Source organism: Atlantibacter hermannii (assembly GCF_009907385.1).
Classification (GTDB): Bacteria; Pseudomonadota; Gammaproteobacteria; order Enterobacterales; family Enterobacteriaceae; genus Atlantibacter; species Atlantibacter hermannii_A.
The window spans coordinates 47,131-71,816 of record NZ_JAAATR010000027.1 but is presented as its reverse complement, the minus strand read 5'-3'; the positions used below and the strand labels follow the sequence as shown (position 1 = coordinate 71,816).

General features: G+C 56.2%; 22 protein-coding genes. 12 read left to right on the top strand and 10 right to left on the bottom strand.

Annotated elements, in window-relative coordinates; all coding sequences use genetic code 11:
• Positions 1–212: 212 nt before the first annotated feature.
• Positions 213–2,531: a Tex family protein gene (locus GV764_RS08920; protein ID WP_161659837.1), complete on the bottom strand. Its 2,319-nt coding sequence runs from the start codon at positions 2,529–2,531 to the stop codon at positions 213–215.
• A gap of 135 nt (positions 2,532–2,666) precedes the next feature.
• Here GV764_RS08920 and greB point away from each other — a divergent pair, with 135 nt between their 5' ends.
• Entirely contained in the window at positions 2,667–3,155 is a 489-nt protein-coding gene (gene greB / locus GV764_RS08915; RefSeq protein ID WP_161659836.1) for a transcription elongation factor GreB, read from the top strand.
• 36 nt (positions 3,156–3,191) lie between these two features.
• Here greB and uxuR read toward each other — a convergent pair whose 3' ends face one another.
• The 3 genes from uxuR to uxuA form a co-directional block, all read right to left on the bottom strand.
• Entirely contained in the window at positions 3,192–3,965 is a 774-nt protein-coding gene (gene uxuR / locus GV764_RS08910) for a Uxu operon transcriptional regulator (protein WP_161659835.1), read from the bottom strand.
• Between the two features lie 134 nt (positions 3,966–4,099).
• Positions 4,100–5,569, bottom strand: coding sequence for a fructuronate reductase (locus GV764_RS08905; RefSeq protein WP_161659834.1), 1,470 nt, complete (start codon positions 5,567–5,569; stop codon positions 4,100–4,102).
• Between the two features lie 81 nt (positions 5,570–5,650).
• A complete protein-coding gene (uxuA, locus tag GV764_RS08900; RefSeq protein WP_161659833.1) occupies positions 5,651–6,835 on the bottom strand; it encodes a mannonate dehydratase in 1,185 nt (394 codons plus the stop codon).
• Positions 6,836–7,381: 546 nt separating this feature from the next.
• Between uxuA and ompR the strand changes: the two genes are divergently transcribed.
• Together ompR and envZ are read left to right on the top strand one after the other, a co-directional pair.
• Entirely contained in the window at positions 7,382–8,101 is a 720-nt protein-coding gene (ompR, locus tag GV764_RS08895) for an osmolarity response regulator transcription factor OmpR (RefSeq protein ID WP_001157751.1), read from the top strand.
• Positions 8,098–9,450 carry a two-component system sensor histidine kinase EnvZ gene (gene envZ / locus GV764_RS08890; protein WP_125292569.1) on the top strand — a complete coding sequence of 451 codons (1,353 nt, stop codon included), beginning with the start codon at positions 8,098–8,100 and terminating at the stop codon, positions 9,448–9,450. Before ompR ends, envZ begins: the two co-directional genes overlap by 4 nt.
• 90 nt (positions 9,451–9,540) lie before the next feature.
• On the opposite strand, the gene pckA is transcribed toward envZ, so the two are convergent.
• On the bottom strand, positions 9,541–11,160 hold the full coding sequence (gene pckA / locus GV764_RS08885) for a phosphoenolpyruvate carboxykinase (ATP) (RefSeq protein WP_161659832.1): 1,620 nt from the start codon (positions 11,158–11,160) through the stop codon (positions 9,541–9,543).
• Between the two features lie 254 nt (positions 11,161–11,414).
• Here pckA and GV764_RS22240 point away from each other — a divergent pair, with 254 nt between their 5' ends.
• Positions 11,415–11,543: a hypothetical protein gene (locus GV764_RS22240; protein ID WP_269090139.1), complete on the top strand. Its 129-nt coding sequence runs from the start codon at positions 11,415–11,417 to the stop codon at positions 11,541–11,543.
• On the opposite strand, the gene hslO is transcribed toward GV764_RS22240, so the two are convergent.
• The 4 genes from hslO to GV764_RS08865 all read right to left on the bottom strand — a co-directional run bounded on the left by hslO (position 11,517) and on the right by GV764_RS08865 (position 15,713).
• Positions 11,517–12,395 (bottom strand): Hsp33 family molecular chaperone HslO, encoded by an 879-nt coding sequence (hslO, locus tag GV764_RS08880; protein WP_125292567.1) that lies wholly within the window; start codon positions 12,393–12,395, stop codon positions 11,517–11,519. The two genes, GV764_RS22240 and hslO, sit on opposite strands and share 27 nt — an antisense overlap.
• A 24-nt stretch (positions 12,396–12,419) precedes the next feature.
• Positions 12,420–12,821 carry a ribosome-associated heat shock protein Hsp15 gene (hslR, locus tag GV764_RS08875; RefSeq protein WP_161659831.1) on the bottom strand — a complete coding sequence of 134 codons (402 nt, stop codon included), beginning with the start codon at positions 12,819–12,821 and terminating at the stop codon, positions 12,420–12,422.
• Positions 12,799–13,512 carry a GMP/IMP nucleotidase gene (gene yrfG, locus GV764_RS08870; protein WP_125292565.1) on the bottom strand — a complete coding sequence of 238 codons (714 nt, stop codon included), beginning with the start codon at positions 13,510–13,512 and terminating at the stop codon, positions 12,799–12,801. The genes hslR and yrfG overlap by 23 nt, the downstream gene beginning before the upstream one ends.
• 62 nt (positions 13,513–13,574) lie before the next feature.
• Positions 13,575–15,713 (bottom strand): intracellular growth attenuator family protein, encoded by a 2,139-nt coding sequence (locus GV764_RS08865; RefSeq protein ID WP_161659830.1) that lies wholly within the window; start codon positions 15,711–15,713, stop codon positions 13,575–13,577.
• 320 nt (positions 15,714–16,033) lie between these two features.
• Here GV764_RS08865 and nudE point away from each other — a divergent pair, with 320 nt between their 5' ends.
• Entirely contained in the window at positions 16,034–16,594 is a 561-nt protein-coding gene (gene nudE, locus GV764_RS08860; protein ID WP_161659829.1) for an ADP compounds hydrolase NudE, read from the top strand.
• A gap of 59 nt (positions 16,595–16,653) precedes the next feature.
• On the opposite strand, the gene mrcA is transcribed toward nudE, so the two are convergent.
• Positions 16,654–19,206, bottom strand: coding sequence for a peptidoglycan glycosyltransferase/peptidoglycan DD-transpeptidase MrcA (gene mrcA / locus GV764_RS08855; protein WP_161659828.1), 2,553 nt, complete (start codon positions 19,204–19,206; stop codon positions 16,654–16,656).
• Positions 19,207–19,324: 118 nt separating this feature from the next.
• Between mrcA and GV764_RS08850 the strand changes: the two genes are divergently transcribed.
• The 7 genes from GV764_RS08850 (at position 19,325) to aroB (ending at position 24,652) form a co-directional block, all read left to right on the top strand.
• Positions 19,325–20,113 (top strand): hypothetical protein, encoded by a 789-nt coding sequence (locus tag GV764_RS08850; RefSeq protein WP_161659827.1) that lies wholly within the window; start codon positions 19,325–19,327, stop codon positions 20,111–20,113.
• On the top strand, positions 20,110–20,658 hold the full coding sequence (locus GV764_RS08845) for a PilN domain-containing protein (RefSeq protein WP_161659826.1): 549 nt from the start codon (positions 20,110–20,112) through the stop codon (positions 20,656–20,658). Before GV764_RS08850 ends, GV764_RS08845 begins: the two co-directional genes overlap by 4 nt.
• Positions 20,642–21,118, top strand: coding sequence for a HofO family protein (locus GV764_RS08840; RefSeq protein ID WP_161659825.1), 477 nt, complete (start codon positions 20,642–20,644; stop codon positions 21,116–21,118). The genes GV764_RS08845 and GV764_RS08840 overlap by 17 nt, the downstream gene beginning before the upstream one ends.
• Positions 21,108–21,500, top strand: a complete 393-nt coding sequence (locus tag GV764_RS08835; protein ID WP_161659824.1) for a HofP DNA utilization family protein — start codon at positions 21,108–21,110, stop codon at positions 21,498–21,500. The genes GV764_RS08840 and GV764_RS08835 overlap by 11 nt, the downstream gene beginning before the upstream one ends.
• Positions 21,427–22,686 (top strand): DNA uptake porin HofQ, encoded by a 1,260-nt coding sequence (hofQ, locus tag GV764_RS08830; RefSeq protein ID WP_161659823.1) that lies wholly within the window; start codon positions 21,427–21,429, stop codon positions 22,684–22,686. The genes GV764_RS08835 and hofQ overlap by 74 nt, the downstream gene beginning before the upstream one ends.
• Positions 22,687–22,985: 299 nt before the next feature.
• On the top strand, positions 22,986–23,507 hold the full coding sequence (gene aroK, locus GV764_RS08825; RefSeq protein ID WP_002436422.1) for a shikimate kinase AroK: 522 nt from the start codon (positions 22,986–22,988) through the stop codon (positions 23,505–23,507).
• A 56-nt stretch (positions 23,508–23,563) separates the two neighbouring features.
• Positions 23,564–24,652: a 3-dehydroquinate synthase gene (gene aroB, locus GV764_RS08820; protein WP_161659822.1), complete on the top strand. Its 1,089-nt coding sequence runs from the start codon at positions 23,564–23,566 to the stop codon at positions 24,650–24,652.
• The last annotated feature ends 34 nt before the right edge of the window (positions 24,653–24,686 follow it).

The window sequence follows — 24,686 nt, the reverse complement described above, 5'->3', positions numbered from 1 at the left end:
TCAATTAATTGTATAAAATGATTGCCCACTGATTTATATCGGTTAAATGAGAGTGAGAGGGTTTTTTTGTTATTACAATGAGAATGGTTCGTTTATTTTATGATAATCAGCGCCGGGAAAACCAATAAAATCAATAATAGAAAATAACCCGTGATTCTCATATTGCGAAATATTACCGGGGAAATAAAAGGCCGGTTTCCCGGCCTCTGTTGTTAACGTTTTTTACCCAACGCGGCGGCAAGGGCATCGCCCATGGCGCTATTGCCTGCGGGTTTATTATCACGCGCGCGGGGCTTTTGCTGCTGCGCCGGGCGGGATGCGGGCCCGCCCGCACTGCGGCGAGGGGTGCTTTCGCCCGGCTGCTCGTCAAGACGCATGGTCAGCGCGATGCGCTTACGCTGCAAATCCACTTCCAGCACTTTAACCTTCACAATATCGCCCGCTTTCACCACCTTATGCGGATCGTCGATAAACTTGTCCGACAGCGAAGAGATATGCACCAGGCCGTCCTGATGGACGCCGATATCCACGAAGGCACCGAAGTTGGTTACGTTGGTCACCGCGCCTTCCAGCACCATGCCCGGCGTGAGATCGTTAAGGGTTTCCACCCCTTCGGCGAACTGCGCGGTTTTAAATTCCGGACGCGGATCGCGGCCCGGTTTCTCCAGCTCTTTGATGATGTCGCTGACCGTCGGCACGCCGAAACGCTCATCGGTATAGTCCACCGCTTTCAGATTCCGCAATTCATTACTGTTGCCCATCAGATCGCGTAGCGACTGCCGGGTGGCGGCCAGAATGCGTTCAACCACCGGATAGGCTTCCGGGTGGACGGTGGAGGCGTCCAGCGGATTATCGCCGTGGTTGATGCGCAAAAAGCCGGCGCACTGTTCAAAGGCTTTCGGCCCCAGTCGGCTCACTTTCAGCAGTTGCTGACGATTCTGGAACTGGCCGTTTTCATCGCGCCAGCTGACGATATTCTGCGCCATCATGCGCGTCAGGCCCGCCACGCGGGTCAACAGCGGCACCGAGGCAGTATTCAGGTCCACGCCCACGGCGTTTACGCAGTCTTCCACCACCGCATCCAGCTTGCGCGCCAACTGCGACTGGCTGACGTCATGCTGATACTGGCCGACGCCGATAGATTTCGGGTCGATTTTTACCAGCTCTGCCAGCGGATCCTGCAAACGACGGGCAATAGACACCGCACCGCGCAGCGAGACATCCAGATCCGGGAACTCCAGCGCCGCCAGCTCAGAGGCGGAATAAACCGACGCCCCTGCCTCGCTGACAATCACTTTCTGGGCGGTGATTTGCGGATACTGTTTCTGCACGTCGAGGAAGAAGCGTTCGGTTTCACGGGACGCGGTGCCGTTGCCGATGGCGACCAGCTCGACGTTATGTTTCGCGCACAGCGTCGCGACCGCCACGGCGGCTTTGGCGGCCTGGCCGGTGTGAGGATAAATGGTATCGGTCGCCACCAGTTTGCCGGTGCCGTCTACCACCGCCACTTTCACCCCGGTGCGCAGGCCCGGATCGAGACCCATGGTGGCGCGCAGCCCGGCAGGGGCCGCCATCAGCAGATCGTGCAGGTTGCGGGCGAACACGTTGATGGCTTCTTCTTCGGCGCGTTCGCGCACGGTGCTCATCAACTCGGTTTCCAGATGCATCAATACCTTAATGCGCCAGGTCCAGCTCACCACCGCGCGACGCCAGCTGTCGGCCGGGGCGTTGTTCAGGCGCAAGCCCAGATGATCGATAATGATTTGTTCGCAGTGGCTTTCACGCGGCGGCTCATCGAACTGCGGATCGGCATTCAGCGCCAGTTGCAGCACGCCTTCGTTACGTCCCCGGAACATCGCCAGCGCGCGGTGCGAAGGTACAGTTGCAATCGGTTCATGATGGTCGAAATAATCGCGGAATTTTGCGCCTTCCTCTTCCTTGCCGCTCACCACGCTGGCGACCAGATGGGCGTTTTTCCACAAATAGTCGCGTACTTTCGCCAGCAATGCGGCGTCTTCAGCGAAGCGCTCCATCAGGATATAGCGCGCGCCGTCCAGCGCGGCTTTGCTGTCGGCCACGCCGTTATCGGCATCGATGAATTTGGCGGCTTCGGTCTCAGGATCGTGAGACGGCATGTTCCACAGCAGATCCGCCAGCGGCTCAAGGCCCGCTTCAATGGCGATTTGCCCACGGGTACGGCGCCTGGGTTTATACGGCAGGTATAAATCTTCGAGTTCGGTTTTGCTGAGCGTGCCGTTGATGGCGGAAGCCAGCTCCGGAGTGAGTTTCCCTTGTTCTTCAATCGATTTGATGATCGACTGGCGGCGCTCTTCCAGCTCGCGCAGATAGCCCAGACGCGTCTCAAGTTGACGCAATTGCGTGTCGTCCAGACCGCCGGTCACTTCCTTACGATACCGGGCGATAAACGGTACGGTGTTCCCTTCATCAAGCAGGCGAACGGCGGCGGCGACCTGTTCGGCTCTGGCCTGAAGTTCACCGGCGATAATACGGCTGAGTGAATCATTCATCATGGCAATTTCATCTGTTGGATGCGAAAATTTCAGGGCACAGTTATACGGATTGCCGGATGAAAATGCCAGTCGCCGCACGATGCGGTCATGGATTCGGACAGTTCCGTTTATGTTTAATCAACCGAGAGTGAACGCGTGGCGACCAAACTGATTACCCGCGAAGGGTATAACAAGCTTAAGCAAGAGCACGACTATCTCTGGAACGAGAAACGCCCGGAAATCACCAAAATCGTCTCCTGGGCGGCGAGCCTCGGCGACCGCTCCGAAAACGCCGATTACACCTTCAATAAGCGCATTCTGCGCCAGATTGACCGGCGGGTACACTTCCTGCGCAAACTGATGCCGCAGCTGCAAATTGTTGACTATTCACCCCAGCAGGAAGGCCGGGTGTTCTTTGGCGCCTGGGTGGAAATTGAAAACGAAGCGGGAGACATAAAAACTTTCCGTATCGTTGGCCCGGAAGAGATTTACGGCGAACGCAAAGATTACATCTCCATCGACTCGCCGATGGCGCGCGCCATCCTGAAAAAGCAGGTCGATGAAGAGTTTGTGGTAAAAACCCCGGAAGGGGAAAAAATGTGGTTTGTGAACAGCATTCGCTATGAAAAAGGGGAAGGGCAGTAACACCGGGACCTGGAGTGCGGACTCCAGGCATTGCCGTTAACCGTTCACATTATCCAGCGGCCATGAGTCGAACAGGTAGCCGTCGAAGTAGATATCATCCACGTTGGAGAACTCCAGCAGCCGCAGTTTGACGTTTTCGAGGTGCTGCCACATCGCCAGCTTGGCGGCTTTAGCATCTTTCTTGATCAGCGCCGCCAGGATCTGTTTATGGTCCGACAGCCACTCTTTGCGGTAGCGGGTGTTATCCAGATGGCGGTGCAACTGGATCCACATCGGGTTATTCTCGCGCCACTGCCAGGATTGCTTAAACAGCTCCACCAGCATGCTGTTGTGGGTGGCTTCGGCAATCGCCAGATGGAACTGCATATCGCCGCTTTCGGTTTCGTCCGGCGCGTCGGATGCCAGCTCCTGCTCCTCCAGCAGCAGCGCCTGGCGCATTTTGACGATATCTTCCCGGGTCGCCTGTAGGGCGGCGAACTCGGCAATGTTGCTCTCCAGCAGCTGGCGCGCCTGGAGCAGTTCAAACGGCCCGGCATCGTTGCACTGCGTGGCAGTGCCTGACGTGTTCGGGGACGTGGAAGGCGTGGAAATCACAAAAATGCCCGCGCCGCGCCGCACCTCAATCAGTCCTTCGATTTCCAGCATGATCAACGCTTCACGCACCACGGTACGCGTCACGTTGAGCATTTCCGCAATCTCACGTTCCGGCGGAAGCCGCTCGCCCACGGCATATTGTTTTTGCGCAATCATATTGCGCAGCATCACGCCGACTTCCTGGTAAGGGCGCTGTTGAGCAGTGTTTGATTTCATAACGTTACTGTCAGAGTTGATTCGGTGGCGAACGGCGTCGAAAACCGCCCGGAATTGGCCTGACTATAGCATATCAACCCGCAGAGTCAGTGAAGAAACAGGCCGCGCCGAAAGCTGAGCGGCCTGTTGATGGGTTAGCTGTTCAGCAAGGCGACCGCGGCGCGCGCACCGCTGGCGTTCAACTGCTGCAACGCCGCCACGACGGCGGAAACAAACGCGGGATTTGCCGGTAAATCCTGACCAAAAATCGCGCTCAGGCCGAGTAACGCCTGGACGCGCTGTTCGGCGCTGGCGCTGGCATCGATGGCCTGATAGTCCGCCAGCAGCGGATCCACCACGTCAATGGCGTTGCCATGTTCATCCACGCCCGCCACGTAGCGCATCCAGCCCGCCACACCCAGCGCAAGGTGCGACCAGTCATGGCCGTCTGCCAGATGACGGCGGATCGGGTCCAGCATACGCTGCGGCAGCTTCTGACTGCCGTCCATGGCGATTTGCCAGGTGCGGTGGCGCAGGGACGGATTGCTGAAGCGTTCGATCAGGAGATGCGCATAGGCCTCCAGATCGGTGCCTTGCGGCATAGCGAGCGTCGGGGCCTGTTCGCGCAGCATCAGCGCCAGCGCCGCATTGCGATAATCCGGGTTGGTCATGGTATCGGCGATGGTCTCATAGCCGCCCAGATAGCCTAAGTAGGCGAGGAAAGAGTGGCTGCCGTTGAGCATCCGCAGCTTCATCATTTCAAACGGCACCACGTCTGCCACAAACTGCGCGCCTACGCGGTCCCACTCCGGGCGACCGTTAACGAAATTATCTTCAATGACCCACTGGCGGAACGGCTCACAGGCGATGGCGCACGGATCGTAAACGCCGAGCTGGCCAGCAATATCGTCCAGGGTTTCCGCCGTCGCGGCAGGCACGATGCGGTCAACCATGGTACACGGGAAGGTGACGTGGGTTTCAATCCAGTCCGCCAGCGCGGCGTCACGCGCTTTCGCCAGCCCAAGCACGGCGGCGCGCGCCACGTGGCCGTTTTCCCGCACGTTATCGCAGGACATCACGGTAAAGGCTTTCAGCCCCTGTTCGCGGCGCAGGCGCAGCGCTTCCACAATATAGCCAATGGCGGATTTTGGCTGGTCAGGATGGGCCAGGTCGTGCTGGATCAGCGGATTATTGAGATCGAGTTCGCCGCTGGCGGCCTCGGTGCAGTAGCCTTTTTCGGTCACGGTCAGGGAAACAATCGCGGTTTGCTCACGCGCCATGGCGGCCAGAATGCCTGCGCAGCCGTCAATTGCCGGGTGCAGCGCCTCTTTCATCGAACCGATCATTTTCAGTTCGGTACGCTGTGCGCCTTTTTCCGCCACGGTATACAGTAGATTTTGTTTTTTCAGGTTTTCGATCAGCGTCTGGTCGTTGCCGGGCATCAGGTTAACTTCGCAGATGCCCCAGTCGCTGTCGGACTGCTCCAGCAGATGATGGGTATATAACGCCTGGTGGGCGCGGTGAAACGCGCCGCAGCCAAGATGAACAATGCGGGATGACAGACGTGCGTTATCCCACAGCGGACGCGCCACGGGCAGCGTGCTGTCAGCAATAGTCGGTTTCATTTTAAACTCCGGGCAGTGAGCCTGCCTGAATGCAAACTGGAAAGGAGGCAGGGCGCGACGAAGGCCGCGCCCTGAGAAGATTTACTTACTGAAGAAAGCGCGCTGGATTGCCAGTTCCACGCCGCGTACTTCTGCCAGGCCTTTCAGGCGGCCAATGGCGGAGTAGCCGGGGTTGGTCTTTTTCTTTAAATCATCCAGCATCTGATGACCGTGATCCGGACGCATCGGGATCAGATCTTCCACACCTTCGGCTTTACGACGATGCTCTTCTTCAACGATGGCTTTCACCACTTCGTACATATCCACATCGCCCGCCAGGTGCGCCGCTTCGTGGAAGGTCTTCGGGTTTTCTTCGCGCATCGTTGAACGCAGGTGAGTGAAGTAAATACGCGGGCCGAATTGTTTGATCATATCCACCAGGTCGTTGTCGGCGCGTACGCCGTAGGAGCCGGTGCACATGGTAAAGCCATTCGCCATGCTGGCGACGGTATCCACCATCCACTGCATATCTTCGATAGTGGAAACAATACGCGGCAGGCCGAGGATCGGGCGCGGCGGATCGTCCGGATGGACCGCCATGCGCACGCCTACCTGCTCAGCGACCGGGATAATGCCTTTCAGGAAGTAAGCGAAATTTTCGCGCAGTCTGGCTTTATCGATATCCGCGTAGCGTTCAAGGTGTTTGCTGAACTGCTCCAGCGTGTAACCTTCTTCGGCGCCCGGCAGACCGGCGATAATATTGCGGGTCAGACGCGCTTTGTCTTCATCGCTCATGGCGGCGAAGCGGGCATTAGCCTGCTCAACTTCTTCCGCGGTGTAATCCGCTTCTGCGCCAGGGCGTTTCAGTAAATGGATTTCGAACGCGGCGAATTCAATCTGATCGAAACGCAGCGCTTTAGAGCCGTCCGGCAGCACGTATTCCAGGTCGGTACGGGTCCAGTCCAGCACTGGCATAAAGTTGTAGCAGACGGTATAGATGCCGAATTCAGCCAGGTTGCGGATCGACTGCTGGTAATTTTTGATCCACAGATCGTACTGGCCGCTATGGGTTTTGATGTCTTCGTGGATAGGAATACTTTCCACCACCGACCACACCAGTCCGGCTTCTTCCACGATGGCTTTACGCTTGAGGATCTCCTCAACCGTCCAGACTTCGCCGTTAGGGATATGGTGAAGTGCGGTGACCACGCCAGTCGCGCCAGCTTGTCGGACGTCTGACAGCGTTACCGGATCGTTGGGGCCATACCAGCGCCATGTCTGCTTCATGCTTTACCTCTGCTCAGTGTTCGGGATGCCGTTAAGGCCGTTAGTCAGGGTGTTATTGGTTGACCACTTCGCCGAGCTCACCGCGCTTTTTCGCCGTAGTGGTGTAACAACTCTGTTTGATGGCATACAACTTCGACTAAAATACGCCAAAAGTCAATGCGCGGCGATGAATTGGTTAACCGTGTCACAGTTTATTTTGGCATGTTAAAAGGGCGTTACAGCAATAAAAATGCGCTTTACCGGCGTGGGAGAAGATATTGGTCAACCAATTTTGATATCAGGAAACCGCTAACGGCTGCGAGCATCCGTCCCTGTTGATAAAAAATATGCGTGATGACAGCGAGAAGTGACGAAATTGTGATGAAAGAGGCAGATAACTTGCTGTTAAATATGCTTTGTAACAATTTCGACTAGAATATATACCAGTTAAGTCTGGTGGTCAGCGCAGCCTTTTTTAGAATACGTATAGTTAAAAATGGCTTCATCGTGTAAACACGCGTGTCCGTTTTGCAGACAACAGTATTCGAACCTTTGGGAGTTAAATCGATGCAAGAGAATTATAAAATTCTGGTAGTGGATGACGACATGCGCCTGCGCGCGTTGCTGGAGCGTTATCTTACCGAGCAGGGCTTCCAGGTTCGTAGCGTGGCGAACGCTGAACAGATGGATCGCCTGCTGACCCGTGAATCATTCCACCTGATGGTGCTGGATCTGATGTTACCGGGCGAAGACGGCCTGTCGATTTGCCGCCGCCTGCGCAGCCAGAGTAACCCGATGCCGATCATTATGGTGACGGCGAAAGGAGAAGAGGTCGATCGCATCGTGGGCCTGGAAATCGGTGCTGACGACTATATCCCGAAACCCTTTAACCCGCGCGAGCTACTGGCGCGTATCCGCGCGGTGCTGCGTCGTCAGGCGAACGAACTGCCAGGCGCGCCTTCTCAGGAAGAGGCCGTTATCGCTTTCGGTAAATTCAAGCTCAACCTGGGCACTCGCGAGATGTTCCGTGAAGACGAACCGATGCCGCTCACCAGCGGGGAATTCGCGGTGCTCAAAGCGCTGGTCAGCCATCCGCGCGAACCGCTGTCCCGCGATAAGCTGATGAACCTGGCGCGCGGTCGCGAGTATTCCGCCATGGAACGCTCCATCGACGTACAGATTTCCCGTTTGCGCCGCATGGTGGAAGAAGATCCGGCGCATCCGCGCTACATCCAGACTGTCTGGGGTTTAGGCTACGTCTTTGTCCCGGATGGCTCTAAAGCATGAAGCGACTGCGCTTCTCACCGCGTAGCTCGTTTGCCAGAACCCTGTTGCTCATCGTCACCTTGCTGTTCGTCAGCCTGGTGACGACCTATCTGGTGGTGCTGAACTTCGCCATTCTGCCGAGTTTGCAGCAGTTTAATAAGGTGCTGGCCTACGAAGTACGTATGCTGATGACCGACAAGCTGCAGCTGGAAGATGGTACGCAGCTGGTGGTGCCGCCTGCTTTCCGACGTGAAATCTACCGTGAGCTGGGGATCTCGTTGTACTCCAATGAAGCGGCGGAAGATGCCGGACTGCGCTGGGCCCAGCATTACGAATTCTTAAGCCAACAGATGGCGCAGCAGCTTGGCGGCCCGACGGAAGTGCGCGTTGAGGTCAATAAGAGCTCGCCAGTGGTGTGGCTGAAGACGTGGCTTTCGCCCAACATCTGGGTGCGCGTGCCGCTGACGGAAATCCATCAGGGCGATTTTTCCCCGCTGTTCCGCTACACCCTGGCGATTATGCTGCTGGCGATAGGCGGCGCATGGCTGTTTATCCGCATCCAGAACCGACCGCTGGTGGACCTGGAGCACGCGGCGCTTCAGGTCGGTAAAGGCATTATTCCGCCACCGCTGCGCGAATATGGCGCGTCGGAGGTGCGTTCCGTGACCCGCGCCTTTAACCATATGGCGGCAGGCGTGAAGCAGCTCGCTGATGACCGCACCCTGCTGATGGCGGGCGTCAGCCATGATTTACGCACGCCGCTGACGCGCATCCGTCTTGCGACGGAAATGATGAGCGCGGAAGATGGCTATCTGGCGGAGTCGATCAACAAAGATATCGAAGAGTGCAATGCCATCATCGAGCAGTTTATCGATTATCTGCGCACCGGCCAGGAGATGCCGCTGGAGCTGGCGGACCTGAATAGCGTGCTGGGCGAAGTGATCGCGGCGGAAAGCGGCTATGAGCGTGAAATCGAAACCGATCTCCAGCACGGCGTAATAATGGTGAATATTCACCCGTTATCCATCAAGCGTGCAGTAGCCAATATGGTGGTTAACGCGGCGCGCTACGGCAACGGCTGGATTAAGGTCAGCAGCGGCACCGAACTTAACCGGGCCTGGTTCCAGGTGGAAGATGACGGTCCCGGTATCAAACCCGAACAGCTTAAGCATCTGTTCCAGCCGTTTGTGCGCGGCGACAGCGCCCGCAGCACCAGCGGCACGGGACTGGGGTTAGCCATCGTTCAGCGTATTGTTGATAATCATAATGGCGCGCTGGATATAGGCCGCAGCGAGCGCGGCGGGTTGCGGATACGGGCTTATTTACCGGTGCCGGTCGCCCGGATCGCGCATCCGGTGAGAGAAAGTTAACTCCCGGCCAATTATTGCCATAAAAAACCATGCCATAAAAAAACCACCCTCGGTCACCCGGGGTGGTTTTTTATTTAGCGCCGCACAGGCTTACAGTTTCGGTCCTGCGCCGATCAGCGCCGCGCCAGCTGGGGTATCGGTATACTTCTCGAAGTTGGTGATAAACAGCTTCGCCAACTGGGTGGCTTTTTCCTGCCACTGTTCCGGTGAAGCGTAAGTATTACGTGGATCGAGAATATGGGTATCGACGCCCGGCAGCGTGGTGGGGATCGCCAGGTTAAACATCGGCAACGTAAAGGTTTCGGCGTCGTCGAGCGAACCATCGAGGATAGCGTCGATAATCGCACGGGTATCTTTAATCGAAATACGCTTGCCGGTGCCGTTCCAGCCAGTGTTAACCAGATAGGCCTGCGCGCCAGCGGCCTGCATACGTTTTACCAGCACTTCCGCGTACTGCGTCGGATGCAGCGACAGGAACGCTGCGCCAAAGCAGGCGGAGAAGGTCGGCGTTGGTTCAGTCACGCCGCGCTCGGTACCGGCCAGTTTGGCGGTAAAGCCGGAAAGGAAATGGTACTGAGTCTGGTTAGCGGTCAGGCGCGATACCGGCGGCAACACACCAAACGCGTCCGCGGTGAGGAAAATCACCTTGGTGGCGTGGCCCGCTTTGGAAACCGGCTTGACGATGTTTTCGATGTGATAAATCGGGTACGACACGCGGGTATTTTCGGTTTTCGAGGCGTCGTCGAAATCAATCACGCCGTCTTCGCCTACGGTGACGTTCTCTAACAGTGCGTCACGACGAATGGCGTGATAGATATCCGGCTCCGCCTCTTCGGAAAGACGGATCGTTTTGGCGTAGCAGCCGCCTTCGAAGTTAAACACCCCATCGTCGTCCCAGCCGTGTTCATCGTCGCCGATCAGACGGCGTTTCGGGTCGGTAGAGAGGGTAGTTTTACCGGTGCCGGACAGGCCGAAGAACACCGCCACATCGCCTTTTTCTCCCACGTTTGCCGAGCAGTGCATTGAGGCGATGCCCTTCAGCGGCAGCAGGTAGTTCATGATCGAGAACATCCCTTTTTTCATTTCGCCGCCGTACCAGGTGCCGCCAATCAGCTGCATCCGCTCCGTCAGGTTGAACGCGACAAAGTTCTCGGAATTCAGCCCCTGGGCTTTCCAGTCAGGGTTAGTGCATTTCGCGCCATTCATCACCACGAAATCGGGTTCGAAACCCTCCAGCTCCTCATCAGTAGGGCGGATAAACATGTTTTTGACGAAGTGCGCCTGCCAGGCCACCTCGGTGATAAAACGCACCGAAAGACGGGTGTCGGCATTGGCACCGCAGAAAGCATCAATGATAAACAAGCGCTTACCGGAGAGCTGGCGGGTGACTAACCCCTTGAGATGTTGCCAGGTTTCAGGCGACAACGGCTTGTTGTCATTTTTTCCCTTGCCATTATCCGCCCACCACAGCGTGTCACGTGTTGTGTCATCGCGGACGATATATTTATCTTTCGGCGAACGGCCGGTAAAGATGCCTGTATCGACTGCAACGGCTCCCAGATTAGTTAATACGCCGCGCTCGTAGCCTTCCAGTTCCGGGTTAAGCTCTTCGCGATAAAGCGTATCGTAATCAGGGTTGTAGACCACGTCCTGGGCGTCGTTAATACCATAAGCCTTGAGTTCTTGCGGGGTTAAACCTTTCACGCGCATATCACTTCTCCTTAGCCAATTTGTACTGCCTGAAATTGTAGGGTTGTTTGTAACTTGTTAACCGGGACGTGCTTCATAGATTTACGTATCGACGCTTTTAAGACAGCGGAAAATACTGTGATTCAGCTCACGACGCGGGATAGAGTAGCGGAGGAGTGTATAACGGAAAGAGGAAAATGTTCTGATTATGTTAATGAACGGAAGCGGTAATATGACAATTTGTGAGTGTAAGCGCTTTCTTAAAGGTAAATTTTATGAAAGATAATGGTGTTTTTATGGACGAATCGATTTTGCAATCAGGGGGCAGGGGAGTAGAAAATAGCGAGCGCCTGATGTTGCAGGCGCTCAAAGCGGTTTTAGTGGATTTGCGGATCCGCTGGTGAGGCGTTATTGCGGATCGCAGCGATATCCATGGCATCAAACAGATAGTGCGTACCGCAGTAATCGCAGTGCATGTCGATCTCGCCGTCTTCCGCCAGAATAGTTTCAATCTCTTCATCCGGCAGGGTTTTCAGCGCGCCAGCGCAGCGTTCGCGTGAGCAGGTGCATTTAAATTCCACATCCTGCGGATCGTAAAGCGTCACTTCTTCTTCGTGATACAGACGCCACAGCACATCGTTGGCCGGTAAGGTAAACAGCTCTTCCGCTTTGATGGTTTCGGTCAGCGTCGCCAGGTGATTGAAATCGTCCGCCTGGGCATTCTGCGCAGGCAGAACCTGGAGCAGCATACCGCCCGCCGCAGGCTGGCCGTCTACGTCGCCGGTGCGAATAAACAAACGCGTCGGCAGCTGTTCGGAGCGTAAGAAGTAATCTTCCAGGCATTCCGCCAGGGTATCGCCTTCCAGACCGACCACGCCCTGATAGCGCTCGCCTTCGGCAGGGGTAATGGTGATCACCAGATAGCCGTTGCCTACCAGAGTTTTCAGAGACGCATCTGCCGGTACGTCGCCCTGAACGCGCGCGACGCCGCGCATTTGCTGCTCGTTATTGCCGTTGATGACGGCCAGAGTCATCGGTCCATCGCCCTGCAGCTGTACGGTGATATCGCCCGCGAACTTCAGTGTGGCGGTGAGCAGGCTGGTGGCTACCAGCAGCTCGCCCAGCACGTTTTTTACCGGCTGAGGATAGTCGTGATTTTCCAGAATCTGCTTCCAGGTTTCTGAAACGGTAACCAGTTCGCCGCGCACGGCATAATTTTCAAACAGATAGCGATGTAATTGGTCGTGTTGAGCCATAATGTTCTCTCTTGCGGGCGACGGTTATTCGTCGTCACCGTATTTAAATTTTATCAAATCACGACGCTCTTTCTTATCCGGGCGGCGTTCCGGATGCGGCATCGTGAGCGCATTCATTTTGCGGGCAAGGGCCAGCTTTTCGCGGTTTTCCACACTCTGCGCCGTCTCTTCGTACAGCAGCACGGCTTCGCTCGCCGGGCGACGCTGATCGGTAATCGTTTTTACGATAACGGTGCGCTGATCGTTGCCCTGACGCAGAACAATCTCCGCGTTCAGTTCCACATTTTTGCTGGGGCGGGTGCGTTGTCCGTTGTAATGCACCTTTCCGCCTTCAATCATTTCACGCGCCAGCGCGCGGGTTTTATAAAAACGGGCCGCCCATAACCATTTGTCCAGGCGTACCTCAGACGGCGCTTTCTCTTTCATGGTCGTCACCTGTTTTGCAGTGAGGGTGCAACGCGGGGATTAACCGACGGTAGTCATTGAGCGCGGCGTGGCGCTGATACGCTTTCTCCGCCACGCCAGAATCCGGATTGGTGACGCCGAGGCAGTAGCGAATGCCAAACTGCGCCGCCGCATCCAGAATCGGTTCGCTGTCGTCAATAAACAGCGTTCGCGCCGGATCCAGCCCGGTATGGGCTCTGACGGCTTCCCACAAGCGCTGATCCTCTTTCGGATATCCAAATGTGTGGGTGGAAAGTAATAAATCAAGGTGCGAAGCCAGGCCTGTGTATTCCAGCTTCACCGCCAGATTATGGGGATGGGCGTTGGTCAGCAGAATTCGGCGCTTGCCGCAGGCTTTGAGCGCATCCAGAAAAGGCACCGTATCGTCGCGCAGTATCGCGCGTGGGCCTTGCTGTGTGGTCATCGCACAGATATCGAGGCCAAGCCGCTCGCTCCAGTAATCCAGACAGTACCAGTTTAGCGTATGCTGGACCGCGTGATATTCCTGGCGAATATACTGATGCGCCTCGTCCAGCGTAATACCGCGCAGCTCGCTTAAGGTTTCTGGCACCAACTGCTGCCAGAAATGGTTATCGAACGCTAAATCCAACAGGGTGCCGTCCATGTCCAGTAACACGGTATCCACATCCGGCCAGGCGATATCTACATGCATGAGTCATCTCACCCTATAAAAAAGTGACGACAGGGTAGCATAAACCCGTCGCCACGTTTTACTCAGGGGAGATGCTGCACCTCGGTGGTGGGAACCAGCTCCTGGTTGAAGCAACTGGCGTAATACTGCTGAATGTCTGCCAGCCGCGAGCGCTGGCGCTGCCAGCGGCGGATTGCCTGCACGCCGTTGTACAGGGTACAAACGATCATGGCCAACAGCAGCAGGGTAGTGCTGATATAGCGCCATAAACCGGCGCTGTCCGGGATGCGGTGCAGCGAAACATGCTCAGTACCGTTGGCGTCGGTGCGGATACTGGTAATCACCCCTTCGGCGTGGAACGGCGTCTGCATCAGCATCTCCGCCAGCCGCTGGAATTCGTTCCACTGCTGATGGGCTGGATAATCGTAGAGCGACATCGGCGGCAGCGGCTGATCGACTAAATCACCGCCTTCTTCACTGATAATCATAAAGCCGCCGGGAGCCGGGCTGTTCAGCGACTGGGCCGCGCGGTTAGTTTCACGAATAAAGAACGGCGCCGTCGAGGTGGTCACCAGGTTATCCAGCGATTCGGCGCTTACCGGACGCAACAGCACATTCACGCCATCGAGTTTTCCGCTGCTGGCGCGCTTAACCAGCGCTTCCCAGTCTTTGGTGTTGCCAAGGTTGATCAAAGCATTTTTCAGCCGGATGCACTCATCGTCTGCGGTACACAGCGCCTGCGTTTTCAGCACGATTTCGGCGAAATCATCCAGCAACACCATGCCGGACTTCTGGATGGCGGAACGCAACTGCGGATTAACTTTGGAATCACTTTCCTGCGGGTGAAGCTGGCGGTTAACCGCCTCAGTCAGCGCCGTGGCGTTATTAACGATCTCCGATTCAGGCAGCGGCAGTGGTCGCGCGGAGTTCCAGATAATCTGCGAGCAATCGAACGGCATAAACGGGTAATTCTGACGCGGCGAGTAGGTGCCGGGAACGTGGATGTTACACATACCGGTGCCTGTCACTTTCAGGGTGTCGCCCACTTTTAAGCCTGATTTTTGCAACTGCTCTACGCTGGTGGCCTCAACCGTCTGCGCGCCCTTCAGCCAGGAGACGGTAAGTTTGATCGGCATATCCAGCGGCACCCAGAACAGCAGCATCATCAGCACCAGAAATGCAGTGGCGCTTAACACCAGGCTACGTAGCCAGTGTTGCAGCGGGAAATTTTTTACCTCTTCATGAAGCGATAAAAAGCGCCCCTGACGAACGACGCGGCGATCGAGATAAATATCGATATCCGTTTTCTGGCCTAAATCGTAATGGGTGAACGGCTGCCAGTGCGGCGGGTACACTAAATCAACGATGCCCAACGAAATATTATTGATCTGCTCCTGATCGGATTCGCCGAATAAGCCCCAGCGCTTTGGCGTACCGCGCAGGCAATGAATTTCTCGCAGAGTATTTTTGGCGGGCGGCGCGAATAATCCCCATAAACCGGCGGCCAGAAGCAAAACACCGCCTCCGGCGAGCCAGGGAATTAATACTTCCGGTGCCACCAGACAGCTAAAAAAGAAAAAGAACGAGACGCCAATCAGCAGGGCTTCACGCAGTCCATCCGGGCGGCTCAGGGCATACTCTTCACGGGTTTCCTGGCGAATATTCAGCAACTCGATCTGCTCGCTTTCTTCGCCGCGAATGGACGCCTGGGTGCCGGTAACGCGTTCGAGGGCGTAGCTGCCAGTATCCTGATGAGAGTTCAGCAGCGTGTGGCCATTCAGCGAAATGACCAGCGGGCGCGTTTCGGTGCGGATAAATTCGACGTTATTATCGTCGGTGATGTACTGCTCCCAGAACGGCGGCAAATGGACTTCCACCGAATCGAGGTAGTAACGCCATTTATTGGGATCGTCGGTAGATAAGCCATAGCGGGTGATCGCCCGCGTTACCGCATACACGGTATTGCTCTGCGGCGTCAGCGTCAGCGTGCCGGGCGACTTGCTGGAGCCGGTCGGGGCGGGTGCATTTTCCGTACGGTTCAGGGATTCAAGATAGCTTTCAACGGCGCTGCGCTCTTCCGGCGTCAGCTTGCGGGTGGCCGCGCCAGCGAAGGCTTGCAGCAACGGCAGCGCACGGCGTTGCCCCAGGCGATGCCTGAAAATCAAACCGACCGCTATCCCTATAACCAGCACCGTCACTACTACCGTCAATAAGGTGCCCATGCGTTCCCCATAACCAAAAAATTCTTCAATTCCACGCGCGAAGGTGAACTGTAACAAAAATTGTTGCCAGTGAGTATTTATCGACGACTGTAGCGCAAATGGCTTGTTTTGCAGGCGCCACCGCGACGATTCAGAATAGCAGCAATAGAACCGCTGAATTATCAGCAAATTCTTAGCAGGATTTCAAACCCGGCGATATCCCTTATCTGGCTGAGCCTCCAGGAAAATGCCAAAAGTGTAAATAACAAACAATTAACATTGGTCAAACTGTGTTGGATATCGCACAATATTGCCATTCTCCTTATTTCATTCTCCTGACGATGAGTAAACCATTACAAAAGCCTACTATTTTGCGTGTTGAAACCGTCGCCCGTTCACGCCTTTTTAACGTTGAAACGGTGGATCTGGAGTTCAGCAACGGCGTGCGTCGGGTTTACGAGCGGATGCGCCCCTCGACACGTGAGGCGGTGATGATCGTGCCAATTATTGACGAGAGTCTGGTGCTGATCCGGGAATACGCGGTGGGGACTGAATCCTACGAACTGGGCTTTTCGAAGGGGCTGATCGATCCGGGCGAGACGGTGTTTGAAGCTGCGAACCGCGAACTGAAAGAAGAGGTGGGCTTTGGCGCGCACCAGCTAACGTTCCTCAAAAAGCTGACCATGGCGCCGTCCTACTTCTCCAGCAAAATGAATATCGTGGTGGCGGAAAATCTTTACCCGGAATCCCTGCAAGGGGATGAGCCGGAACCGCTGCCAAAAGTACACTGGCCGCTGAAGGATATGATGACGCTGCTGGACGATCCGGATTTCAACGAGGCGCGTAACGTCAGCGCGCTGTTCCTGGTGCGCGAGTGGCTACGCGCACAGGGCCGACGCTAAACGACAAACCGACGAACAATTAAGGCCCTGAAAAGGGCCTTAATTTTTAGCGCTATCGCTTAAAACAGCTCGTGGGTTTCACCGTTATCGATAATAGTGGTGCCCACTTCATGAATCGCATGCTGGGTCGGTTGCGTCCCTTCAATGAAATACTCTTCACGGCTGTTTCCGCCGTTCGCCAACTGACCGGTGCTGCGATCGATATTGACGCTGATAATGCCCGGCGGCGGCGTCAGTGGTTCTTCCGGCACGCCTTCCAGAATCGATTTCATAAAGGCGTCCCAGGCAGGTTGCGCGCTTTTCGCTCCGCCTTCATAACCGGAAATCTGATCTTTGATTGCGCCGGAAGCCGTGGTGCGGCCCAGGTCGCGACGGTGATCGTCAAAACCAATCCACACGGAGGTCACCACGCCCGGACCGTAACCGGAGAACCAGGCATCTTTTGAACTGTTGGTGGTGCCGGTTTTACCGCCGATATCCTTACGCTGAAGATCGCGGCCCGCACGCCAGCCGGTGCCTTGCCAGCCGGGTTCGCCAAAGATGTTGGTGTTCAGCGCGCTTTTCATCAGGAACGCCAGCGGCGTATTGATCACGTGCGGAGCATATTCCTGCGGCTGGCTTTGCGCCACCAGCGCGCGGTTGACCTGCTCCAGTTGCGGCATCGGCACGGCGGCGTTTTGCTGTTCCTGAGAGATGGCGACATCTTCCACGTTGTTGTTATCCAGCACGTTGGATTTCGGCGTTTCGCCATAAATCACCGGCAGATCGCACTCCGGACAGGCGATTTTCGGTTTCGCTTCGAAAATATTGTCGCCCTGCTCATTGACGATTTTGGTGATGAAATACGGGTCCACCAGGAAACCGCCGTTGGCCATTACCGCATAGCCGCGCGCAACCTGCATCGGCGTAAAGGAGGCGGAACCCAGCGCCAGCGATTCGGTATGCACAATATTCTGCGCCGGGAAACCGAAGCGTTGCAGGTATTCCGCAGCGTAGTCCACGCCCATGGCGCGCATGGCGCGCACCATCACCACGTTTTTCGACTGGCCTAAGCCCTGGCGCAAACGAATCGGGCCGGCATATTCCGCCGGAGAGTTTTTCGGACGCCAGTCAGAGCCAGCGCCCGCATCCCAGCGTGAAATCGGCACATCGTTGAGGATGCTTGCCAGCGTAAGCCCTTTATCCATCGCCGCTGTGTAGAGAAACGGTTTGATATTCGAGCCGACCTGACGCAGCGCCTGGGTTGCGCGGTTGAACTTGCTCTGATTAAAGTCGAAGCCGCCCACCAGCGCCAGCACCGCGCCGTCACGCGGGTTGAGGGATACCAGCGCGGAGTTCACGTCCGGCACCTGCGCCAGCCACCAGCTGTCATCTACCTGGCGAACCCAGATTTGCTGGCCTGCCTGCAGTACATCGGTGACCCGGCGCGGCGTTGGCCCCTGGGCGGTATCGGAACGGTAAGGGCGCGCCCAGCGCACCCCAGCCATTTTCAGCGACACGCTGGAGCCATCGGCCATCAGCGCGGTGGCTTCATCGGCGCTGGCCTGGGTCACCACGGCGGCGCGCAGCGGGCCATAGCCCGGCAGGCCTTTCAGTGAGTCGATAATTTTCTTCTGGTCCCACGCCGCTTCGCCGACTTTCCACAGCACGTTAGCCGGGCCGCGGTAGCCGTGGCGCATGTCATAAGCGATGACGTTATCGCGTACTGCCTGCTGCGCGGCCTGCTGGTCTTTGCGCTTAACGGTGGTGTAAACCTTGTAGCCGTCTTCATAGGCTTTTTCGCCGTAGCGGCTCACCATCTCCTGGCGCACCAGTTCTGCAAGGTAAGGGGAGGAGAAGGCGATTTCCGGCGCGTGATAGTTGGCGTTGATGGCTTCACTACGCGCCGTGTCGTACTGCTGCTGTGTGATGTAGCCTTCGTTCAGCATGCGCGCCAGCACCACGTTACGACGTGCGGTCGCGCGATCCAGTGAATACAGCGGGTTGTAGGTCGACGGCGCTTTCGGCAGACCGGCAATCACTGCAATCTCGCTGAGCGTTAACTGATCGACGGTTTTTCCAAAATAGACTTGCGCGGCAGCCCCGACGCCATAGGCGCGGTAGCCGAGATAGATCTTGTTGAGGTACAGCTCAAGGATGTCGTCTTTGTTAAGCAACTGCTCGATGCGGATTGCGAGGAACACTTCTTTGATCTTGCGCATCAGCTTGCGCTCGGGGCTCAGGAAGAAGTTACGCGCCAGCTGCTGCGTAATGGTACTGGCCCCCTGGGAGGCATGTCCTGAAAACAGCGCCACGCTGGTCGCGCGGAAAATCCCCACCGGGTCAACGCCGTGATGCTCATAAAAACGGCTGTCTTCCGTGGCGATAATCGCTTTGACCAGTTCGGGAGGAATTTGACTGAGCGTTAACGGGATGCGGCGCTTTTCGCCAAACTGCGCAATAAGTTCATTATCAGCGCTGTAAACCTGCATAGGTATTTGCAAACGCACATCTTTCAGCGTCGCGACATCAGGCAGTTGCGGCTCGACATATTTGTACAAACCGTAAATCGAGCCTGCTCCCAGCAGGATGCAACACACTGCAAGGATGAATAAATACTTTACGAACTTCACCGAGGATTTCTCACCAGATTTCAATTGGGCAGTTTATAAACAACAGCTCGGTAGTATAAAGGCAAGCCAGAAGCATTGATATGTCCTTTTCATTAACAGGGCCCGCAAGGAGTACAATATGGTGAGTCGCGTTTGGAAAATTGGTCTTCATATTCAAATGGATGGCGTCAGAGCTGTTGCAGTGCAGCGCCGCCGGGAAGGCTGGCAGCTCAGAAAATGGTGGTCTTTTCCGCTTACTGGCGCTACCGATTACCACGGCTTAATCATCAATAACGAGCCGCTCATTCAGGCGCTGCAAACGCTGCGTGCCGAGCTGCCAGCGCAGCATCATCTGCGCGTTGCGTTTCCGGCCAGGCGAACGCTTCAGCGCACAATGCCGCTGCCAGGCCAACTTTGCGAGTCTGAATGCCAGGCCTATGTCACGACCGCGACGGCAAAAGCGCTACAGATGGCACCGGAAAGCCTTTTTTCCGATTACCGCCCTGACGCCGCGCAAAAGACGCTTTCCGTCACGGCTGCACACCGTCAGGAAGTGGGGTATGTGACAGCGCTGGTTGAGCGTGCCGGATTTTCTTATTACGCGCTTACGCCCGACGCGTGCGCATTAACCAGCTTTTTCCCTTACGCCGCGCCGCAGATACAGGGAATTGCCGCCTGCGACGGCGAACAGTGGCTCTGGGCGACACGGGAACGTTGGGGAGCCCAGGCGGAAGGCGGCCTCGACAGCCTGGTTCAGACGCTGTCGATTCCCCTCCCGCAATGGCTTTGCTGTAACGACACGCCGGAGGAGGGCGCAGCGATGTGCGATCCCTGGCGCTGGCTGACATGGGTACATCCGCCAAAAGCGCCTGACGAATGGCGTTTTGCCGTGGCGCTGGGCCTGGCGATGGGGAATTACCCAATATGAACGGGCTAATTAATCTTCTTCCCTGGCGCGCGCAGCGGCTAAAGCAGCGGATGATATTTTGGGCCAGCCTGTTTCTGGCGGGGTTTATCACGATTGCGGCGGTGTGCGGCGCGTGGCGTGGATATATTGAATACCGCCTCGAACAGGGGCGGTTAGCGCGACCGTCACCCCAACAGCTGGAAACGCTTCGCGGCGACAATGCCCGGCAACGCCAGCGGCTGGATGAGCTGGCGGTTGAGCATCAACAGCGGCTGGCGGCCCTCAAGGCGCAGGCCTCTTTTCAACGCCGGGGACAGCAGTTGGAACAGCTCTCCACGCAGTTGCCGGATGCGGTCTGGTTTACCGCGCTGCGTTTTGACGCCGGGCGGCTGGACATCACCGGCAAGTCTTTAACGGCGGAGGCGCTAAGCGAGTGGGCGGAGACGCTAAAAGCGTTGCCTGGCGCGGGCGTGCTTCATCAGGGAACGACCGCGCGCGATAGTGATGGCGCATGGCAATTTCACTGGTCGTTAACGCTGGAGCATGACGATGCGCCGATTCTTTGAGCAATGGCTGACGGGAGACGCCTGGCGGCGTATCGCCTTGTGGGCGGCGACAATGCTGCTGTTCATCATGCTGGGTGGGTTAGGGGTTATCCAGCCTGGCTATCAGGCGCTGAAGCAGCAGCGCATTAGCCTGGCTGCCAGCCTTCAGGCAGTAAAAGCACAACTGCAGCAAAAACGTGCGCTCGACACGCAGCTTAATGCGGCGCAACGCAATTTACCTGCTCTGACGTCGGGGCGTTTCTCTGCCATGGCGACAGGTAAACTCCCCGGCGTGACGCTGATGAAATGGCAGCCAGAAGGTGAATCCGCCGAACTGGAGCTACGCAGCCAATGGGTATCCCTCCCTGGGCTGTTTAACGCGCTATCCCGTACCGACGCGCGCTTAAAACGTTTCTCCGTGGCGGCAGGGGAAGGGGCGCTAAGCGTGACGCTGTGGCTGGAGGTGACCCATGAGAAATAGCGTCGCGACACTTTCTCTATTGTGCTGCCTGGCGGCAGACGCCGCGACCCGCGATCCTTTCCAGCCGCCCGTCAATAACTGCCCGTACGCGCAGTGGGAGACATGGCGTTTTCACGGCGTGGTGGGCAACGCCTCGGCAATCAAAGCGTTAATAGAAAGCCCTGAAGGCAAATGGCTACGGGTGAGCCCGAACCAGCATTTATCAGCAGAGTTACAGGTTAAGGACATCACCATGGACGCGATGGTACTCACCCTACCTGCCGGGTGTGATAAAGACGAGATTCGTTGGCAACGGAAGGAGAATTTCTATGGCAAGGATGTGCAGATTAGTCGGACTGATGCTGCTCCCACTGGGCGCAATAGCCGCAACGCCGGCAAGTAATATCTCTCTGGTCGTGGATGACGTACCTGTACGTCAGGTTCTACAGGCGCTGGCGGAGACGGAAAAACAAAACGTGATCGTTGCGCCCGAGGTGACAGGTGACGTGACGCTACATCTGGTGAACGTTCCCTGGCAGATGGCCTTTCAAACCGTTGTCGAGAGCGGACAACTTCACTGGCGTAAAGAGGGCAATATCCTGCGGGTTTATCCAGCGGAATGGCAACAGCGCCGGCAGCAAGAAGAAGAGCAAGCCCGTTTAAAGCGGCTCAGCGACCAACCGCTCAGCACCCGTACGGTTTCCCTTCGCTACGCCGATGCGACAGAACTGGCGGCGGCGATGACGTCCCAGGGCGACAAACTGCTGGGCCCAAAAGGCAGCGTAATGGCGGATAAACGCACTAACAGACTGCTGATTGACGATAACCGCGCGGCGCTCAAAAAGATAGAGAGCTGGATTGCCAGCATGGATATTCCGGTAGGGCAGGTGGAGCTCTCGGCGCATATTGTCACCATCAACCAAACCAGCCTGCGCGAACTGGGCGTAAAGTGGAGTACGGCGGAGGGTGAAGGCAAAGAGCGGCTGTATCGTCCCGGCGCGATTTCTGCCGATCTTTCCGTTCCGGAAGCCTCAACGCGGCTTAGTTTTAACGTTGGCCGGATTAACGGCAACATGCTGGATCTTGAGCTATCGGCGCTGGAGCAAAAGCATAAGCTGGAGATCATCGCCAGCCCGCGCCTGCTGGCTTCGCACCAGCAGCCTGCGAGCATCAAACAGGGCAGCGAAATTCCCTATCAGGTTTCCAGCGGCGAAAGCGGCGCGACCTCGATCGAATTTAAAGAAGCGGTATTGGGGATGGAGGTGACGCCGTCCATTCAACCCTTCGGCAGGATCAGGATGAAGCTGCGTATCAGCCAGAATATGCCGGGGCAGGTATTAAAGCAGTCGGATGGCGAAGTGATGGCGATTGATAAGCAGGAAATCGAAACCCAGGTGGAAATAAAAGACGGCGAAACGATCGCCCTCGGGGGCATTTTTCAGCAGAAGCGTAAAGGCGGTAAGGACAGCGTACCGTTTTTGGGCGACATCCCGCTGCTGGGCGGCTTATTTCGCTATGACGGCAAAGACGATGAACGACGAGAACTGGTGGTGTTCATTACTCCGCGCCTGATCGCGCCGAAGGCGTAGCGTCCTTTATTGTCGATTTCACATTTTTCTTCGGTCGGGCGTTTGACGTCAGACTCGAATTAGCATACAAGGAGTACCGATTTGAGTGTCAGCCCAATTCGGTACTCCCGATGGCGTTTTTCCCTCCAGCTCTTCGGGCGCGGTAATTTAATCGGTTGCCAAACCACCTTGAGTGTTGAGATAATTTTTGGTCTGACTCTCGCACTATCGCATAAAGAGGTTTCAGTTCATTATCCGTAACGCAAACATGTCGCGCAGCGGGTTTACCATCAACGAATTGTCTTAGTAGTACCAAAAAAATGGCAGAGAAACGCAATATCTTTCTGGTTGGGCCGATGGGTGCTGGCAAAAGCACGATTGGGCGTCAGTTAGCTCAGCAGCTCAATATGGAATTTTACGATTCTGATCAAGAGATTGAGAAACGAACCGGCGCTGATGTAGGTTGGGTCTTCGACGTTGAAGGCGAAGAAGGCTTCCGTGACAGAGAAGAAAAAGTCATCAATGAACTCACCGAGAAGCAAGGCATTGTTCTGGCCACCGGCGGCGGCTCTGTAAAATCTCGCGAAACCCGTAACCGTCTCTCCGCTCGCGGCGTCGTGGTTTACCTTGAGACAACCATCGAAAAACAACTGGCTCGTACCCAGCGCGATAAAAAGCGTCCTTTGTTGCAGGTTGAAACCCCGCCTCGCGAAGTTCTGGAAGCGCTGGCCGGTGAACGCAATCCGCTGTATGAAGAGATTGCCGACGTAACCATTCGCACTGACGATCAGAGCGCGAAAGTTGTGGCAAACCAGATTATTCATATGCTGGAAAACAACTGATTCTGGCTAAATAAACACTCGCCCGCGGGTACAAGCAACAGAAGGTGTTGAGCGTCATGGAGCAGTTAACAGTCACTCTCGGGGAACGCAGTTACCCTATCACCATCGCTGCCGGCTTATTCAACCAGCCGGCTTCATTTTGGCCTTTGCGCGCGGGTGACCAGACAATGTTGGTCACTAACGAAACGCTGGCCCCGCTGTACCTTGATAAAGTCCGTCAGGTGCTCGAACAGGCGGGTGTTAACGTCGATCAGGTTATCCTTCCGGATGGCGAGCAGCATAAAAGCCTCGCCGTGCTGGAAACTGTCTTCAGTGCGTTATTAGAAAAACCCCACGGTCGGGATACCACCCTCGTCGCGCTTGGCGGCGGCGTGATTGGCGATCTCACCGGTTTCGCTGCGGCCTGCTATCAGCGCGGCGTACGTTTTATCCAGGTGCCGACGACGCTGCTTTCGCAAGTCGACTCCTCGGTCGGCGGTAAAACCGCCGTTAACCATCCGCTCGGCAAAAATATGATCGGCGCGTTTTATCAGCCCGCGTCGGTGGTCGTCGATCTGGACTGTTTAAAAACCCTCCCTCCCCGCGAACTTTCCTCCGGCCTGGCCGAAGTCATCAAATACGGCATCATTCTTGATGGCGAATTTTTTGACTGGCTGGAAGCCAATCTGGATGCGGTGATGGCGCTCGACACCACGGCAATGGCGTACTGCATTCGCCGTTGTTGTGAGCTGAAAGCAGAAGTTGTGGCAGCAGACGAGCGCGAAAGCGGCTTACGTGCTTTACTCAATCTGGGCCACACCTTCGGCCACGCCATTGAAGCGGAAATGGGCTACGGCAACTGGCTGCATGGCGAAGCTGTCGCGGCCGGTATGGTGATGGCCGCGCGTACCGCTCAGCGGTTAGGACAGTTTGGCGAACAGGATATTCAGCGCATCATTACGCTGCTTAAACGTGCAGGGTTACCGGTGAATGGCCCGCAGAGCATGTCGCCTGCCGCTTATTTACCGCACATGATGCGCGATAAAAAAGTATTGGCTGGCGAGCTCCGTCTGGTGCTGCCGTTGGCAATAGGTAAAAGTGAAGTGCGCGGCGGCGTGTCGCACGACCTGGTACTCAGCGCGATTGCAGATTGCCTGCAAGCGTAACTATTAAAAAGGTATTTCGCCGAGAGGCGATGTT

What these genes read in the sequence shown, in the direction of transcription:
- GV764_RS08920 (WP_161659837.1), bottom strand. Translation starts at nt 2,531, where the DNA reads ATGATGAATGATTCACTCAGCCGTATTATCGCCGGTGAACTTCAGGCC.
- uxuR (WP_161659835.1), bottom strand. Translation starts at nt 3,965, where the DNA reads ATGAAATCAAACACTGCTCAACAGCGCCCTTACCAGGAAGTCGGCGTG.
- GV764_RS08905 (WP_161659834.1), bottom strand. Translation starts at nt 5,569, where the DNA reads ATGAAACCGACTATTGCTGACAGCACGCTGCCCGTGGCGCGTCCGCTG.
- uxuA (WP_161659833.1), bottom strand. Translation starts at nt 6,835, where the DNA reads ATGAAGCAGACATGGCGCTGGTATGGCCCCAACGATCCGGTAACGCTG.
- ompR (WP_001157751.1), top strand. Translation starts at nt 7,382, where the DNA reads ATGCAAGAGAATTATAAAATTCTGGTAGTGGATGACGACATGCGCCTG.
- envZ (WP_125292569.1), top strand. Translation starts at nt 8,098, where the DNA reads ATGAAGCGACTGCGCTTCTCACCGCGTAGCTCGTTTGCCAGAACCCTG.
- pckA (WP_161659832.1), bottom strand. Translation starts at nt 11,160, where the DNA reads ATGCGCGTGAAAGGTTTAACCCCGCAAGAACTCAAGGCTTATGGTATT.
- GV764_RS22240 (WP_269090139.1), top strand. Translation starts at nt 11,415, where the DNA reads ATGAAAGATAATGGTGTTTTTATGGACGAATCGATTTTGCAATCAGGG.
- hslO (WP_125292567.1), bottom strand. Translation starts at nt 12,395, where the DNA reads ATGGCTCAACACGACCAATTACATCGCTATCTGTTTGAAAATTATGCC.
- hslR (WP_161659831.1), bottom strand. Translation starts at nt 12,821, where the DNA reads ATGAAAGAGAAAGCGCCGTCTGAGGTACGCCTGGACAAATGGTTATGG.
- yrfG (WP_125292565.1), bottom strand. Translation starts at nt 13,512, where the DNA reads ATGCATGTAGATATCGCCTGGCCGGATGTGGATACCGTGTTACTGGAC.
- GV764_RS08865 (WP_161659830.1), bottom strand. Translation starts at nt 15,713, where the DNA reads ATGGGCACCTTATTGACGGTAGTAGTGACGGTGCTGGTTATAGGGATA.
- nudE (WP_161659829.1), top strand. Translation starts at nt 16,034, where the DNA reads ATGAGTAAACCATTACAAAAGCCTACTATTTTGCGTGTTGAAACCGTC.
- GV764_RS08850 (WP_161659827.1), top strand. Translation starts at nt 19,325, where the DNA reads ATGGTGAGTCGCGTTTGGAAAATTGGTCTTCATATTCAAATGGATGGC.
- GV764_RS08845 (WP_161659826.1), top strand. Translation starts at nt 20,110, where the DNA reads ATGAACGGGCTAATTAATCTTCTTCCCTGGCGCGCGCAGCGGCTAAAG.
- GV764_RS08840 (WP_161659825.1), top strand. Translation starts at nt 20,642, where the DNA reads ATGCGCCGATTCTTTGAGCAATGGCTGACGGGAGACGCCTGGCGGCGT.
- GV764_RS08835 (WP_161659824.1), top strand. Translation starts at nt 21,108, where the DNA reads ATGAGAAATAGCGTCGCGACACTTTCTCTATTGTGCTGCCTGGCGGCA.
- hofQ (WP_161659823.1), top strand. Translation starts at nt 21,427, where the DNA reads ATGGCAAGGATGTGCAGATTAGTCGGACTGATGCTGCTCCCACTGGGC.
- aroK (WP_002436422.1), top strand. Translation starts at nt 22,986, where the DNA reads ATGGCAGAGAAACGCAATATCTTTCTGGTTGGGCCGATGGGTGCTGGC.
- aroB (WP_161659822.1), top strand. Translation starts at nt 23,564, where the DNA reads ATGGAGCAGTTAACAGTCACTCTCGGGGAACGCAGTTACCCTATCACC.